Annotated in this window: 15 protein-coding genes; 12 read left to right on the top strand and 3 right to left on the bottom strand. The window is 43.6% G+C overall.

Going from position 1 to position 16,777, the window contains the following annotated elements:
- The first annotated feature begins 6 nt into the window (after positions 1–6).
- The 9 genes from R7E47_RS04080 to vctC all read left to right on the top strand — a co-directional run bounded on the left by R7E47_RS04080 (position 7) and on the right by vctC (position 7,644).
- Positions 7–1,014: a substrate-binding domain-containing protein gene (locus tag R7E47_RS04080; protein WP_053304493.1), complete on the top strand. Its 1,008-nt coding sequence runs from the start codon at positions 7–9 to the stop codon at positions 1,012–1,014.
- A 231-nt stretch (positions 1,015–1,245) separates the two neighbouring features.
- Positions 1,246–1,464: a hypothetical protein gene (locus R7E47_RS04075; protein ID WP_005499106.1), complete on the top strand. Its 219-nt coding sequence runs from the start codon at positions 1,246–1,248 to the stop codon at positions 1,462–1,464.
- Between the two features lie 160 nt (positions 1,465–1,624).
- Positions 1,625–2,356, top strand: coding sequence for a nicotinamide riboside transporter PnuC (gene pnuC / locus R7E47_RS04070; RefSeq protein ID WP_064376632.1), 732 nt, complete (start codon positions 1,625–1,627; stop codon positions 2,354–2,356).
- A gap of 10 nt (positions 2,357–2,366) precedes the next feature.
- Positions 2,367–3,098 (top strand): nucleoside phosphorylase, encoded by a 732-nt coding sequence (locus R7E47_RS04065; protein ID WP_017635382.1) that lies wholly within the window; start codon positions 2,367–2,369, stop codon positions 3,096–3,098.
- Between the two features lie 134 nt (positions 3,099–3,232).
- Entirely contained in the window at positions 3,233–3,913 is a 681-nt protein-coding gene (locus tag R7E47_RS04060) for a Crp/Fnr family transcriptional regulator (RefSeq protein ID WP_064376631.1), read from the top strand.
- A gap of 163 nt (positions 3,914–4,076) precedes the next feature.
- Positions 4,077–4,985, top strand: coding sequence for a siderophore ABC transporter substrate-binding protein (locus tag R7E47_RS04055; protein ID WP_005376635.1), 909 nt, complete (start codon positions 4,077–4,079; stop codon positions 4,983–4,985).
- Positions 4,986–5,007: 22 nt separating this feature from the next.
- Positions 5,008–5,943, top strand: coding sequence for an iron chelate uptake ABC transporter permease subunit VctD (gene vctD / locus R7E47_RS04050; RefSeq protein WP_017820306.1), 936 nt, complete (start codon positions 5,008–5,010; stop codon positions 5,941–5,943).
- The gene (gene vctG / locus R7E47_RS04045; RefSeq protein WP_005376631.1) at positions 5,936–6,886 is read left to right on the top strand and encodes an iron chelate uptake ABC transporter permease subunit VctG; all 951 of its coding nucleotides are present in this window, start codon (positions 5,936–5,938) and stop codon (positions 6,884–6,886) included. The genes vctD and vctG overlap by 8 nt, the downstream gene beginning before the upstream one ends.
- A 2-nt stretch (positions 6,887–6,888) precedes the next feature.
- Complete coding sequence (gene vctC, locus R7E47_RS04040; RefSeq protein ID WP_064376629.1) at positions 6,889–7,644, top strand: iron chelate ABC transporter ATP-binding protein VctC; 756 nt, start codon at positions 6,889–6,891, stop codon at positions 7,642–7,644.
- 42 nt (positions 7,645–7,686) lie between these two features.
- On the opposite strand, the gene cueR is transcribed toward vctC, so the two are convergent.
- Together cueR and R7E47_RS04030 are read right to left on the bottom strand one after the other, a co-directional pair.
- Positions 7,687–8,073: a Cu(I)-responsive transcriptional regulator gene (cueR, locus tag R7E47_RS04035; RefSeq protein ID WP_005376627.1), complete on the bottom strand. Its 387-nt coding sequence runs from the start codon at positions 8,071–8,073 to the stop codon at positions 7,687–7,689.
- An 87-nt stretch (positions 8,074–8,160) separates the two neighbouring features.
- Complete coding sequence (locus tag R7E47_RS04030) at positions 8,161–9,129, bottom strand: helix-turn-helix domain-containing protein (protein ID WP_053349178.1); 969 nt, start codon at positions 9,127–9,129, stop codon at positions 8,161–8,163.
- Positions 9,130–9,245: 116 nt separating this feature from the next.
- On the opposite strand from R7E47_RS04030, the gene R7E47_RS04025 reads away from it, so the two are divergent.
- Together R7E47_RS04025 and R7E47_RS04020 are read left to right on the top strand one after the other, a co-directional pair.
- Positions 9,246–11,252: a TonB-dependent siderophore receptor gene (locus tag R7E47_RS04025; protein WP_054574638.1), complete on the top strand. Its 2,007-nt coding sequence runs from the start codon at positions 9,246–9,248 to the stop codon at positions 11,250–11,252.
- Between the two features lie 41 nt (positions 11,253–11,293).
- Positions 11,294–11,575, top strand: coding sequence for a DUF2218 domain-containing protein (locus R7E47_RS04020; protein ID WP_005376622.1), 282 nt, complete (start codon positions 11,294–11,296; stop codon positions 11,573–11,575).
- Between the two features lie 88 nt (positions 11,576–11,663).
- On the opposite strand, the gene R7E47_RS04015 is transcribed toward R7E47_RS04020, so the two are convergent.
- Entirely contained in the window at positions 11,664–11,915 is a 252-nt protein-coding gene (locus tag R7E47_RS04015) for a YgjV family protein (protein ID WP_005376619.1), read from the bottom strand.
- Between the two features lie 861 nt (positions 11,916–12,776).
- Between R7E47_RS04015 and R7E47_RS04010 the strand changes: the two genes are divergently transcribed.
- The coding region (locus R7E47_RS04010; protein WP_318083828.1) for a retention module-containing protein at positions 12,777–16,777 on the top strand (4,001 nt) is incomplete at its 3' end.

The raw sequence follows: 16,777 nt of genomic DNA, 5'->3' as shown, positions 1-16,777 counted from the left end.
AGTAACATGGCGACGATGAAAGACATCGCAAAACTGGCAGGGGTTTCCACTTCAACAGTGAGCCATGTTATTAACAAGACGCGTTTTGTGAGCGAAGAGATCTCTGAACGCGTTAACAATGCCGCAAAAGAGCTTAACTACTACGCGCCCTCTGCGTTGGCGCGTAGCCTCAAAGTTAATCGTACCAAAACCATTGGTATGCTCGTGACAACCTCAACCAACCCATTCTTTGGCGAAGTCGTAAAAGGCGTCGAACGCAGCTGCTACCAAAAAGGCTACAGCCTCATTTTATGTAACACCGAGGGTGATAACGAACGTATGCGTCAATCCATTAATACGCTATTGCAAAAGCGTGTCGATGGTTTGATTTTGATGTGTTCGTCGCTAGAAGGAGAGCGTATCGATGTATTTGAGCGTTACCCAGATATCCCAGTAGTGGTAATGGACTGGGGGCCGATGCTATTTACAAGTGATAAAATCCAAGACAACTCACTTCGTGGCGGTTACTTAGCGGCGAAATACTTAATTGATTGCGGCCATACCGAAATTGGGTGCATCACTGGCCCTTTGATTAAACACCAAGCGCAAATGCGATACGAAGGTTATAAGCGAGCAATGAACGAAGCGGGCTTGGAATTTAATGCCAATTGGATCATTGAATCGGACTTCGAATGTGAGGGTGGGTATCAAGCGTTCAAAAAAATGGCTCAGCGTGGCGCATTACCCAGCTCGATTTTCGTCTCTAACGATATGATGGCGATGGGTGTGATTAACGCCGCAAATGAGCTCGGTATTAAAGTGCCGGACGACCTGTCCATTATTGGTTACGATGACATCCATATCGCGAAATTTATGTCGCCATCGCTAACTACCATTCATCAGCCTAAGTACCGTTTGGGGCAGGCTGCCGTTGAGACTCTTGTCCGAGGACTGGACGACAAATCTAACGACGCTCAAGTCGTTCAACTGGAACCAACATTGGTTGTACGCAACAGTGTGACGAATTTCTCTTAATTAAAAACAAACGCATGGTTAACAAATTTAGTGCATATAATTTATAAAAAAATGGGCTAAAAAATAAATAAGCATGCAAAACAGATGTTCGAATTTATTAACTCAACATTTGAAAAGTGTGATTTTTTGCGAGTAACTCGAAAGATTTCGTGTCGATAGTGCTTAAAAAGCTTATTATTAATAAAGCCTATAATTAGATTTATAAATTATTGAGATGAATGGAAAATCTTTATGTTAGTTAAGAGATATGCACAGTATTCAGTAAAGAGGCCGTGGTTTCACCGTTTCAATATTTCACTAGTATTAACGGTGTTTGTCGTGAGTGTTTATGAACTACTTGCGAATGAAGAGTATGTATACTTGGCTGGCGTGGTGTTTACATTTGCTTCGACTTTACTGTTCGCGTCAGCATCGACGTTCAAAAAGCGCTACCTAGGACACGAGTCCTAGTTCATTTGGAATGAATAATTGAGATAAATAGGTACTTTCAAGTAAGTAATGAATCTGATTTATGATCGAGTGCATCAAGAGGAGGACAAATGTCCTCCTTTTTGTTGGGGATCACGCTCTAATATAAGCGTATTCCAAACAAAATAATAAAGGACATGTTATGGACCTCTTTGCCTTACTCGATATTAATAATACTCTCGTTAACATTCCGATCGGCGACGGCTACGCAATGAGTTGGATCGAAGCTTTCGGTACAGTTTTTGGACTGCTTTGCATTTGGTTGGCCAGCCAAGAAAAAACCATCAACTACTTATTCGGTTTGCTGAATGTCACGCTTTTTGCCGTTATCTTTTTTCAAATTCAGTTATACGGATTATTGCTTCTTCAATTGTTTTTCTTCTGTGCGAACATTTACGGCTGGTATGCGTGGACCCGTCCAAACGCACAAGGTGAAACGCTGGAAGTTCGCTGGTTAAATAAACAGAAACTTATTACTACTGCCTCTATTAGCGTTGCATGTATCGCATTATTAACGATCTATATCGACCCATTTTTCTTTGCGCTAGCAAACATTGCTGTTGATAGCTTGAATCTCTTTGGTGCTGGCTTGGCTGAACCGGTGCTTGAGCCTGACGCGTTCCCGTTCTGGGATGCAACCATGACAGTGCTTTCTGTGGTTGCACAAATTCTGATGACACGTAAATACGTCGAAAACTGGATTCTATGGGTCGTGATTAACATTATCAGTGTGGGTATCTACGCGACGCAAGGTGTTTACGCAATGTCTGTTCAGTACGCGATTCTTATGTTCATCGCTGCCAATGGCACGCGTGAGTGGGCTCGTAGCGCTAAGCGCAATGGCGATAAAACCTTAGCGCACGCTGCTGCGTAAGGAACGAAAAATGGCCAAACAACCTCATATCGGAGTGGATGAAACACAAATCGCTCCCCTCGTTATTGTATGCGGCGAGCCAGATCGAGCGAATCGTATCGCGGCATTATTTGATGATGCAGAAATGGTGTCGGAAAACCGCGAGTACCGTGTGTTTACCGGCAACTACAAAGGCAAACCTGTTTCAGTATGTAGTACAGGTATAGGTGCGCCATCGATGATCATCGCAGTGGAAGAGCTAAAACAGTGCGGTGTGACTCATGTGGTACGCGTTGGATCGGCGGGGGCAATGCAATCAGGCATTCATCTTGGCGAGTTGATCATTGCCGAAGGCGCGGTAAGAGATGAGGGCGGCTCTAAAGCGTATGTCGATTCGTCTTATCCAGCCTACGCAAGCTTTTCACTGTTAAAGGAAGTTGAGCGTTACTTGTCGATGCAAAAAGTGCATTATCATTTTGGTGTGGTGCGTTCTCACGACAGTTTCTATACCGATGACGAAGATGCAATATGCCAACATTGGAACAAGAAAGGCATCTTAGGTGCCGATATGGAAACCTCTGCGCTGTTTACGGTCGGTCGACTACGAGGCCTTCATGTGGCTTCGATATTAAACAACGTGGTGCTGTATCAACAAGATGTGAAAGAAGGTGTTGGTCAGTACGTTGATGAAGCCAAAGTAATGATGCAAGGTGAGAAGAGTGCCGCGATTACGGCATTAGAAGCCTTGGTTGCTCAGCGTTAGCCAGTCTCTATCTCAGTAAGTCACATAAACAGAATAGATGTAAAGCGACAGGTCACTGTCGCTTTTTTATTTGGAGTTACGGGGTACAATCCACCTTAAATAGTTGTCCGTAACTTTTTCTGAGAGAGCAGAAAATGAAAATCAGCCCTTATCCGACTGGTCGCTTCAAAACATACCTTGAAGAAAAGAGTGCCACCTTTCGCGATTTGATTTATCAATGCCATATAAATTCGCGTTACTTTGATGCTGGGGAAGCAATTCTCCGCCAAGGTGAGCAACTTCAGTACTTGTATGTTGTGCCAGTAGGTCGAGTCTCGATGAACATATTGGCCGCAAATGGACGACGTTTTCAATTAGGGGAAGCTAACTGCGACTATCATATTTATGGTGAAATGGAGTTCTTCACTCAGACTCCTTGTCAATGGAATGTGATAGCAGATGAACATATGCAGGTTGATGTTATCTGTATCCAAAAACTAACCGAAGCACTGCAAAATCATCCCCAAATGATGGTGTTCTTCGCTTCAGCATTGGCTGAGGATTATCAAGACTCCATGGATATCTACACTAATCGTTTGTTGCATCCCATTACTTACAACATTGCCTATGATCTTCTCGTCCGTAATCAGACGGATAAGTTGCTTGGTGGTTTTGATAAAGTGAACCAAGAGGCTGAGCGGTTTGGTACCTCAGGCCGAGTCTATCGACGTGCAGTTAAGGACTTGATTGAAAAGGGATTGATTACAAAAACGGACAACGGTTTGGAGATTATTGATGAGCTGGCACTCAAAGCGTTTATTGAAGCGCATGAATGATACGCCCAGGTATTGGAACTGATGGGTTTTATAAGTCTTTGATATATCTAAGTCTTGAGTAAACGTAACTAATGTAAAGTACCTTAAATTTTGTTGAATGCATTAAAGAGTAGCGTTATATTGCGAACGCGTATGATAATAGATCTCATTAAGGCTTAACAAAATGAAAAAATTCGTCGGTGCGGCTATGCTGTCGTTATTTACTGTTTCTCCTTCTTTCGCTGCTAAAGTTGTGATTGACCACTACATGGGTCAAACAGAGCTAGAACAATCCCCAGAGCGTGTGGTTGTGATTGGCTTTGGCCCGCTAGATGCGCTGGACAACTTTGGTATCGATCCTGTTGCAGTATCTAACTCTTCTAATCTTCCTAGTTACCTTTCAAAATACAGCAAAGATAACTACACCTCTGCGGGTAGTTTGTTTGAACCTGATTTTGAAACCATCTACATGCAAAAACCGGATTTGATTTTGGTTGGTCCGCGAGCGTCTGCGAAATATGAAGAGCTGAGTGAAATTGCCCCTACAGTTGTTTTTGCGGCGAAAGAGAACCAAGGCTATTGGGAAGGCACGCAAGCGCAATGGCGCAATATTGGTAAGATCTTCAATATCGAAGAAAAAGTAGAGCAGAAAATTGAAGCGCTAGATGCTCAATTCAAAGCAATCCGTGACTACAACCAATCGAACAAAAATGATGCATTAACGATTTTGAGCATGGGTGACAACATCAGCGCGTTTGGTGCCCAGTCGCGATTTGGCGTCATTTATAACGACTTTGGCTTCTTGGAAACGGTTGAGCACGTGAAAACGGGCACTCACGGAGATGTCATTTCTTATGAGTTTATTCGTGAAGCTAACCCGAAAAATATTCTCGTGGTTGACCGAAATTCTCTGACAGGTACGCCGGATAACGATATTCGTAAATCCATGGATAACGACTTAGTCAAAGCTACTGCGGCATATAAAAATCATAAAATCACTTATTTAGATGTGGACGCGTGGTACTTGTCGATGTCTGGTGTGACAGCAACAGAAAAAATGGTCAGTGAGATAAAGCAAACCGTTGAACTGTAATCCAAGATAGCAGAGGTTAACTTTGAAGAAGTTATTGCTAACCCTTGTGGTTTTAAGCACGGTTTCGTTATTTGTTGGGGTGGCAAACATGACGCCCCAACAACTCTTTTCAGGTGATGAGAAAGCATTAGAGCTTTTCTTTACCAGCCGTATACCACGTTTATTTGCCATACTGCTTGCTGGTGCTGGCTTGAGTATTGCGGGACTTGTCATGCAGCAAATCAGCCAGAACCGATTTGCTGCACCTTCTACAACCGGTACGATCGAATGTGCCATGTTGGGCTACGTACTGAGCGTGGTTTTCTTTGGTAATGATAATCACCTTTGGCTCGTATTCGGCATCTCGGTATTTGGGACGCTAGCGTTTGTTTTCTTTATTCAGCGCATTCAATTTAAGAGCGTGGTTTTTGTGCCTCTTGTCGGGATTATTTTCGGCAATGTCATCCAATCCATGACTACGTTTATCGCTTACAAATATGATGCACTTCAAAGTCTGAATGCTTGGACAGTCGCAAACTTCGCCAACATCTTGCGTGGTGATTTTGAACTGCTGTACATCGCGGTACCAATGGTTATCCTCAGCTATCTTTTTGCCGCAAGGATCTCTGCCGTAGGTATCGGAAAAGATTTCGCGATTAACTTGGGTTTGAATTATCAGCAGGTTGTGACGATTGGCGTGCTATTGGTGTCCATCATGTCAGCAAGTGTCGTGATGATTGTTGGCCAGTTGCCATTCTTGGGGCTGATTGTACCGAATCTCGTGAGTCACTTTTATGGCGATAACCTCAAAAAGAACATTCCGCTTACGGCCATGTATGGGGCCATTTTAGTGTTGTGTTGCGATTTGGTGAGTCGTTTAATTATTTTCCCTCATGAAATGCCAATCTCTATCGTGATCAGCATATTGGGTGGCGTGGTATTCATCGCTATGTTGTTGCGAGGTAAGCAACATGCGTGATTCAACGAAAATCCTGCTGCTAGGTGGCATTGCGATTCTTTTCGCGTGTCTGTTTATTGGTATTGGGCTAACGGCTGACAACTACCAATATTTTTTGTCTCGTAGAGTTCCTAAAGTATTGGCGATAGTGCTAGCGGGTGTGGCCATTGCTCAGTCTTCACTTGTATTTCAAACCATTACGCACAACCGAATTTTAACGCCAAGTATCATGGGTTTTGATGCGCTGTATGTGTTAACCCAAATTTTGATCGTGTTGATTTTTGGTGGGTTGAGTACCTTAGTTCTTAACTTGTACGTCAATTTCGCGATTGCAGTAATTGTAATGGTGTCGTTTTCGCTACTGCTGTTTGGGTTTTACTTTTCAAAAGGAAGCAAGAACTTGATTACGTTGCTATTGGTCGGCTTGATCTTTGGTCAGCTATTTTCCAATGCGGCGTCATTCTTTTCTTTGCTGATGGACCCAAACACATATGCAATTGTTCAGTCGAAACTGTACGCCAGTTTCAATAATGTCAAAGTGAACTTGGTTTACTTTAGTGCTCCGGCTTTGATGTTTGCATGTTGGTTGTTGTTTAGGATGCATCGCACTTTAGATGTGTTTTGGCTCGACCAAGACAATGCGAAAAGCTTGGGTGTTGATGTACCTAAAGTGACGAGAAATGTGTTTATTATCTCGGCGGTTTTGATTGCTATTTCTACGGCTTTGGTAGGGCCAATCATGTTCTTTGGTTTACTAGTGACCAACTTAAGCCGAGAAATGTTCCGAAGTTACCAACATAAAACGCTATTGGTCGGATGTTCGTTTCTATCCATAAGTTCACTACTTGCTGGGCAATGGATAATCGAAAACGTGTTCAGTTTTGAGACGACGTTGAGTGTCGTAATTAACTTTATCGGCGGTGCGTATTTCTTATACCTGCTGCTGAAAAACAAAGTTGTATAAATATGATAGTAATAGATAAATTAACGAAGGCTTTCGGTTCAAACAAAGTCGTAGACGAGGCCAATACTCAGTTTGAAAAGGGCAAGGTAACATCGATTATCGGTCCAAATGGCGCGGGAAAGAGCACGCTGTTATCTATGGCCTCGCGCTTAACGGAGCGAGATGACGGTAGTGTTATCATTGATTGCAAGGAAATCGCGGAATGGGACACAAAAGAGCTAGCGAAAAAACTGGCAGTACTTCGCCAAGCTAACTCGATTACAATGCGGTTTACCGTAAAAGAGTTAGTCTCTTTTGGTCGTTTCCCATACTCTAAAGGAAATCTGACTAAAGAAGATCATGAGGTCATAGAACAAGCGATCGACTACTTAGATTTGCAAGATATTCAAGACAAATACTTGGATGAATTAAGTGGTGGTCAGCGACAGCTTGCATTTATTGCTATGGTGATTGCACAAGATACAGATTATGTCTTTCTTGATGAACCTCTTAATAACTTAGATATCAAACACTCTCTTCAGATCATGAAAGTTGTGCAGCAGTTAGCCCATGACATGAATAAAGCCATGGTGGTCGTGATTCATGATATTAATTTCGCGGCGTGTTACTCAGATGTCATATTGGCGCTTAAGAAAGGTAAAGTTGTGGCGAGTGGTGCGGTTGAAGATGTTATTCAAGCGTCTACGCTAGAGGACATCTATGAAACGCCATTTAACATCATAGAGTTAAACGGTAAGCGCATGTGTACTTATCATTAAGCGAGCTAGTTCGTTTTTAACGAGATCAATAGATAGGCGGGCTTACTTGGTGAGCTCGTCTATGATTGGGCATCGGCTCTCTGCATCTCCAGGACAAGAAGAAACCCAACCTTCAAGTTGCGTTTTGATCTCCATGAGGTGTGCAATTTTTTCTTCAACCTCTCTCAGTTTGTCCATGGTTCTTGCTTTTACTTCGCTACTTTTGCGATTGGGGTTATGAGCAAGTTGTACGAACTCTTTGCATTCTTGCAACGAAAAGCCTGCGCTTTTTGCGCGTGATACCAAGTTAAGCTCTTGAATATGATTATCTGAATATTCGCGATAGCCAGAGTCGCTACGCGCTGGTGGAGATATGATCCCTTTGTCTTCATATAATCGAATCGACTTAGATGAAAGCCCAGTGAGCTTCGCGACGGCACCAATATTCATGTTTAACCTCCATAACGTTTAAGGCGAGTATATACCGATGTTGTGGATAAGACACTCCTAAATAACAGTCAGTTACCTAGAGTCCCCTTACTCTTTAATCACTTCATGTGGTGGCACACCAAATGCCTTTTTAAAGGCATAAGTGAAGTTAGAAGGGTGGTGGTATCCGGCTTCATAGGCGGCTTCTGTTATTGTCACTAGGCCACGTTCCAAATGTTGCCTAGCAATCTCAAGACGTCGAAAACGAATGTAGCCGTTTATGGTCATATTGAGTGATTGTTTAAATCGACGCTGCAGGTTTGAAACACTCATTGAGAATTGGCTCGCCAACTTTTCCAAGCGTAGTTCTTGATCAAGGTGAGTTTCAATATAGCTGACAATATCCTCAATTCGACCATCAATGTGTCGTTCAATACTGCTGTTTTTAGCACTGAAATTCTTAGGAATTTGCTTGGTGGCTTGATGTAATATTTGATAGATCAAGCTTTCGACCTCTAGCTTTTCTTGGAACTCTTGCGGTGTTTCTCTATTTGTTAACGTTTCGGCCAACTCGCATAGCGTCTGGTTAGGCTCCAACTGTTGAAACGCCTGATGAGAGTTAAAAAAGGCTCGATGACTACAATTTTGCTCAAGGCGGGCCTCTAGCCATTGGGGCTTAACCAATATGTTGATCTTATTAATGAGGTTATCTTTGAGCAGTGAACGACGAAAATTTGCAGGTTTGAGTAAGTTCACCACTACACCCTTAGGGCCGTCGCTCGCGTCTAAATCAAATTGCAAATCGTCGTAGCCAAACGAGAGTCTACCTTCTAAAAGAATAGTGACCAGCAGTGAGGCGTGTGCAGTAGAAACAATATTCGAATCAATAAGTTCTAGACAACGCCCGCCATGAACAAAAATTTGATCATTATACTGATATGATAGGAACTTACCTTCGGCCAGTTGAGTTTGACAAGGTTGGCCTTGCGTGACAATCCATTGTTTCTCTGTCGCCTTTAGTCTTTGGGTTAAAGCTATCTTGGCAATTTTAGTTCGTTTTGTTGTGACTTCCTGCATTTGACACTTCCTCATAACACTTGTGCGATTTCGCATAACCAAATCGCCTTTGTATTTATAAAACTCATGCTTATTATACCTGAGAATTATTATCATTAATATTTAGGAATGAAGTTATGGAAAGCCCTGCTTGTTCACCTATCAAGCTTTCAAGCCTTTGCCTTGCAGTGGGAATGGCGCTATCAACCCCTGTTTTAGCTCAAGATACTGAGTCACATTTTGAAGAGGTCGTTGTATGGGGAACGAAAGTTTCCAGCAACACTGAGTCGATGTTTGCGGACGACATGTCACTGAAGCAAGCGGATCATATGTCTGATTTACTGCGCGATATTCCCGGTGTAGATGTTGGTGGAACACACTCTGTGAATCAACGTATTACGATTCGTGGTTTGAGCGAAACCGATTTGGACATTCGTCTTGACGGTGCTTCTCAGCATGCGAGCATGTTCCATCATATTGGTAACTTGACGTTGAACCCTGACATTCTCAAATCTGCGGACATTCAGGTAGGTAATAACTCTGTGACTCAAAACGGGTTAGGCGGTTCGGTCTACTTTGAAACGAAAGACGCTCGTGACTTACTTCGTTACGATGAAAAGTTTGGTGCGCGTGTTTATGGCGGCTATGCATCCAACGACAACCAACAAGGTTCGTTGACACTGTACGGACTTTTGTCCGAAAACATTGATGCGATGGTCTATGGCCATTACGTTACGCGTGATGATTTTGAAGATGGTAATGGCAATAAAACCTACGGTGCTGCAGGTGATGTTTACAACATTCTGGCTAAGCTGGGGTATGAACTAAATGACATCCATCGTTTTGAGCTCTCTTATGACATGTACCGAGACAGTGGAGATTACAGTCCGCGTCCTGATATGTCGGGTAGTGCAAATAATAGCCTTTCGAGCAAGTTACTTATCCCTACGGATTATGACCGCGATACCGTTACCTTGAGTTATGAGTTGCGAGGCGAACAACACCAAGGAAACGTCACTCTTTATAATACCGAGACAGAAATTAAACGTGACGAAACGGTGATGGCGCCTCGTTGGCCCTCGAACCGTTTATCAAAGAACACCGCCAAAAACCAAAACTTTGGTTTGAATGGCAAATTCCAGTCAGATGTTATGTTAGGTGAGTTTGATAATCGAGTCACTTATGGCTTCGACTACATGGATAAAACGTCTTCGAGTTACTACGGTAGTCGTAAGTTTATGGACGAATCGGCGATTTCAACCGCACTGTTTGTAGAAGATCAGTTCTTCTTCTCTGATGCCTTCTTTATTACTGCAGGTATGCGCTTTGATGATTACAAACGCAAAGCTGAGACAGGAAACAGTAATTATGATGATGTGACTTGGGCTCTAGCAGCAGAATGGGCGGTGACGCAAGATTGGACGTTGTTTGCGAGTGCACGCTCTCTATTTAAAGGTCCAGAGCTAATGGAAACCTTTATTGCTTACCAAGACGTTGCATTTTTAGAGGATGGGTTAAAGCCAGAAACGGGATTGAACACGCAGGGTGGTGTTCGTTTTGATAAAACCTTTGATAAGCATTTCTTTGGGGCGAATATTACGGTATTCCAAACGGAAATTGATGATTACATTGCAGATCAGTACCAAAACGCGACTCAAACTTACCTGATTTACAACTTAGGTGATGTTGAGATTAAAGGCTTTGAAGCAAGTGCTTCTTATGGTTACGACAAGTTTAACAGCAAACTTTCTTACTCTAAGTCGGACACCAAAAACAAGAATACTGGTGGTCCTGTTGCTGGGGGCAATGGGCGTAGCATTGATATGGGTGATAGCATTGCTCTAACTTTGGATTACCAGTCAGACGCTTTAGAAACGATCTTCGGGTGGAACTCAATGTTTGTTCTAGAGGAAGACAACGTCTTTGATGGTCAGCCAAAGAAAGCAAGTTATGATGTGCATAATCTATACGCTCAATGGGTGCCGTCTGATATTGATGGGCTGTCGGTGACCTTTGGTATTGATAATGTATTTGACGAGTTGTACAGCTCTCATGCGTCTCGTTCGGGGACTGCACGTGGCTTCACGCTTGATGACTACGAGCCGGGTCGCAACTTCAAGCTCTCTGCAGCTTATCAATTCTAACAAGGTTCTTCATAGGACGTTTCAAAGTAACGAGTAAGTTCATGATTAAAGAAAGCACCCGAATAGATAGCGAACACGCTGACAAATACTTAGTGACGCTTTGTCGGCATTTTGGACGAAAAGTTCCTGCTACTTGGAATGAAAATAGCGGTTTGGTGACATTTCCGACGGGAAAAGCTGAGTTTAACCTTTGTGCATCTAGCTTAACTATAACCTGTGAGGCGGATTCAGAAGAGAAACTGAATACGGTGAAGGCGATCATTTCATCGCATGTGGACATGTTTTCTCGTCGAGAAACACTAGCACTTAGCTGGGTTCGTTAGCGCTCGTTTAAGGATGCTGTGATAGAAAGGGAATGTTAAAAGCAAAAGCCCGCAATCTTATGATTTGCGGGCTTTTATTGTTTGAATGCTATTGCGCTTTCTCAGGCTCTAGGCTTTTTTTTTCCTGCTGCATTTTTGCTAGGAAGTAGATGTTAACGCAAGCAATAAAACCGTTAGTTAGTACTACAGGCCAAGAATCAATCATTAGTCCGTAAGCAGTAAATAGCGCACAACCAATAAAGTTAAGGATACGAAGCTTAACAATATCTTTCATAGTTAGCGAAATAGCGACCATGATTGAAGCTGCATAACCTAAAATCTCAACCATATTCATGTCCATTTTTTGACCCTCTTAAAATCTGCCGAATTTTGTCGGTACCAATTCTTCTCATCTTGAGATTAATGAGGAAGCTCCATGCCTCGAATGGTCTTTTTTTGTTGTATGGACGCACTATATCAATGGAAAAACCGTGATAAAAGCCTCAAATCAAGGTTAAGAGAAGGTTAGCGATTACGCAAACGTTTAGGACTGGAATTACTGATAATTTTACTTATTGTGTTGATTGATAATAACGATGACATTAATAGCTCAAACACCATTGAAAGTAAGGGAATATTTACATATGATTGAAAATGATAATTATTTTCAAGTGCTGTGTTTATGTATTTTATTATTAGCTTGCTCGTGTTTTTTTTGCTGTATATCAGAACAAAACCGAACTCGTGGTGTGCGGGGATTCATATCGTAAGCCACTTTTTTATCGTTGCATTTTGTCCTGCAATTTATGTTGTTCAATATTTAATCGTTACGTTTTTTTCGTCACCGATATTGATTAAGATGTCATCACGCTCCGGTGTATACAACATTCTCATTGCTTTTCTTCCATTATTGATCGCAACCGGCAGTCTGGCGTTTAGCTGAATGATTTCATCTCTCTTCTTTTCTTAAAACAACTACACTTAATCAGAATAAGGTATCAATTTCATATAATTATTCGATATCTACGCGTCAGCACATGTGTCACATTTCTGTGACTACGAGTAAGTTTTACTTATGTTGCTTGGTAGTAGGGTATTTATCGATTGTTTAATGATTCAATACTTAGTTTAATCGTATAAAGGTGTGCAGTATGCCGCACTAAATTAATAAGAAATTATCTAAAAAGGTTAATGGGAAACGTAAGCCATTAGCGGAGGTCAGATGAGTACGCACACGGTACCGCAGAGCGCGATTGTAAATGCTGTCAAAGGTGAAGTTTTGGTTTTGGGCCTGGATGGAAACGTTAAGGTCATAAAAGCGGGGGATGAGTTAAGACCTGGCGAGATTATTATCACAGAAAATAATGCTTCTCTCGACGTACAGATAAATAATGAGCTTTATCTGGTCGATGCAAATTGTGTTGCTTGTCTTCCTGTGCCTTCTTCTGAACCGTTAGAACCAGTATTGGTACAATCTCCAGTTAATGGCTTGGTGACTTTTGACCCAACGGCTATTGGAAGTGCTGACTTCGACGCCAACGATATTGCCGCTATCCAGCAAGCTATTTTAGACGGAGCTGACCCTACCGCTATCTTAGAAGCAACAGCTGCTGGCGCAGGTGCTGAAGGCTCGGCTAATGCTGGCTACGTGACGGTTGAATATAATAACCCGGAAGTACTCGCTTCTACTTTTTTTGAAACGTCTGCGACTCGCAGCGGAGAAGATGATCGCGACGAAGATGACGGTTTGAATGTCACGATTTTTGCTGATGGTGGGCAGTCACTGCAATCTAGCGTAACAGAAGGCTCAATTTCTCTATCAAGCTACCCGCAAACCATTTCGTCTAGTGTGCTGGTTGAAGCAGGGGATCTCGCACTTGATACTGCTTCATTTGTACCCGAAACGTCTTCTTTAGAGTCTTTGTTGACTGAGCTTAACAGTGATATTACCTCTGGTGGTCAGCCAGTGGCGTTCGTTTATGACGAAGCGCAAAATGCCATTATCGGTACTCAAGAAGGTAACGAAGTGCTTCGTATCGAGATCGAAGCGACATCTGTAGGCCGTGATTTAGAGTTAGAAGTCGTTACCACGATTAGCCAGGGTATTGACCATGTTGCGTCTGTTGCTGATGGCCAAGTATCGATCGTCGGTGATCAAATCAATATTGCTTTTGATATTACAGGTGCAGATATTGGTGGTAACAGCATTCAAGCGCCTATCGATTTTACGACAACCGTTATTGATGGCGATGATCCTGCGCCGCAAAACGTTACTTTTGAAAACGTTGAATCTTCTTCTACACCAATTACTGGCACCTTTGTTGATATTGGTAGTGATCAATTGGCAACGGTCACGTTTAATCAAGAAGGACTTAGTCAGTTCGATGGCCTACTGAGTGATAATCAGGCGACAGAAGCGGTACTCTCTGAAGACGGCAGTACTATCACCTTGTCCATTGCTGGCTCGAATGAAACCGTCTTAACCATCAGTCTGAATACTGATGGTACCTACCAATTTGAGCAATTTAAGCCGTTAGAACAAACAAACGGTGAAGATACGATTGAGCTCTCTTTACCAACCACAATCGTCGACTATGACCAAGATACGGCAAGCAACACCTTTACGATGACCATCCTTGATGGCGATAATCCAGTGATTGAAAACGTGACGGGGTTGTCTTTAGACGAGGCGGGTGTTGACCAAGGTTCACAGGAAGGCGCGGTAGTAACAAGTGGGACTGGGTCGATCACGACAGCGGTCGGAAGTGATATCATTGATCACTATGAGTTGGAACCTACAGAGTTTAATGTTGGTGGAGAACTCCAATCTCAAGGGCAAGTTGTTCAATTAGAACTAGCGTCCGAGAGTAACGGCGTACGTACTTACGAAGGCTTCATCGAGCTGGATGGTGTGCGTATTACCGTATTTGATGTGGCGATTGATGCACCTGCATTGGGCGAATACCAATTCAACTTGTATGAACAACTTGACCATACGGGTGCTAACGATGACTCGCTTACTTTCTCACTGCCAGTTTACGCGGTAGATGCGGATGGTGACCGTTCCTCTATTACCGACGGTTCGAACACACTAGAAGCAGCGCAAATTGTCATTCAAGTTCAAGATGACGTTCCTTCGATTGATGGCGTTGAGGCACTAGCGGTCGATGAAGACGATTTATCAAGCATCGGCTCCGATCAAAGCGACTCTGTGCTCGCGCAAGGCAGTTTCACGACGACTCAGGGCTCAGACCGTGTTGTAAGTTATCAATTAGAGAGCGGTACTGATCCACTCAATGGGTTGGAATCTCAGGGTCGATCTCTCTCTCTGACGGAAACAACCAATCCAGATGGCAGCTTTACCTATTCTGCAACAGCAGAAGGGGATGCTATCTTCACTTTACAAGTGAACCCTGACGGTTCTTATTCATTTACCCTTGAAGGTCCAATCGATCATGCTGTTGGTAGCGATAGCTTAACTTTAGACTTTACTATTGTCGCAACGGACTTTGACGGTGACACCAGTTCACTTGTTCTACCGGTAACCATTGCTGATGATGTGCCAACCATTAACGACGTTGTTGCTCTTACCGTCGATGAGGATGACTTAAGTTCGGTAGGCTCTGACCAATCACAGCCAACGCTGGTTGAAGGTCAGTTCACGACGACTCAGGGTTCTGATGGCGTCGTACAGTATCAGTTGGATGTAAACGCTGATCCTTTAAATGGCCTGCAATCTCAAGGTCAGACCGTCTCCATTGCCGAAACGCAAAATGCAGACGGCAGTTACACCTACAGCGCAACGGCAAATGGCAGCGCAGTTTTCACATTAATTTTGAATACCGACGGCTCGTACAGTTTTGAGCTGCAAGGTCCAATCGACCATGCGGTAGACAGTGATGAACTGACACTGAACTTCCCAATCATCGCGACGGATTTTGATGGTGATACCACCACAGAAACGCTCCCAGTCACCATCGTGGATGATAAGCCGACTATTACCGATGTCGATGCGATTACCGTTGATGAAGATGACTTAGGCACGATTGGGTCAGATCAGACTGACCCGATTTCAATCGATGGCAACTTCACCACCACACAAGGCTCGGACCGAGTGGTGAGCTATCAGCTTGATGCTTCTGCAACACCAGTTGACGGCCTTACATCACAAGGCGTGGCAGTTACGCTGACTGAAACCGCAAACGCTGATGGCAGCTTTACTTACGAGGCGACAGCGGGTAGTGAAGCGGTCTTTACGCTGACGGTGAATACTGATGGTAGCTATAACTTCACGCTTGAAGGTCCAATCGACCACGCGGTAGATAGCGATGAGCTGACACTCAACTTCCCAATCATCGCAACAGACTTTGATGGCGACACCACAAATGCCACTATCCCAGTGACAATCGTGGACGATAAGCCTGTTATTACCGACGTCGACACCATTACGGTTGATGAAGATGATCTAGCGTCAATTGGCTCAGACCAAAGCAATCCAATTTCTATTGATGGCAACTTTACTACCACACAAGGCTCTGACCGAGTGGTGAGCTACCAACTCGATGCTTCAGCAACACCAGTGGACGGTTTAACATCGCAAGGCGTGGCTGTCACACTGATAGAAACCGCAAATGGTGATGGTAGTTTCACTTATGAAGCGACTGCGGGTGGCAACCCAGTATTTACTCTGACAGTAGATACTGATGGCTCTTACAACTTCACGCTAGAAGGGCCAATTGATCACGCGGTGGATAGTGATGAGCTGACACTCAACTTCCCAATTATCGCAACCGACTTCGATGGCGACACCGTTACTGAAACCATTCCAGTCACGATTGTTGATGATGTACCGACCATCACAGCGGTGGATGCGTTGAGTGTCGATGAAGATGACCTTAGCGGCGTGGGCTCAGACCAAACTGACGCTGTGTTCGTTGAAGGCGCGTTTACCACTATTCAAGGCTCTGACCGAGTGGTGAGCTATCAACTGGATTCAACGGCTGATCCTGTTGCGGGGCTAACGTCTCAAGGTGAGGCGATTACCTTGGTGGAAACCGAGAATGGCGACGGCAGCTTTACTTATGTGGCGACCGCAGACGGCAATCCGGTATTCACGTTAAACGTAGCAACAGATGGCACTTACGATTTTACGCTGCAAGGCCCGATTGACCATGCAGCTAACAGTGACAGCCTGACGATTGATTTCCCAATTATTGCCACCGA

The sequence above is a fragment of the Vibrio sp. Vb1026 genome (assembly GCF_033338745.1).
Classification (GTDB): Bacteria; Pseudomonadota; Gammaproteobacteria; order Enterobacterales; family Vibrionaceae; genus Vibrio; species Vibrio alginolyticus.
This window is presented reverse-complemented; position numbering and strand designations above follow the sequence as displayed.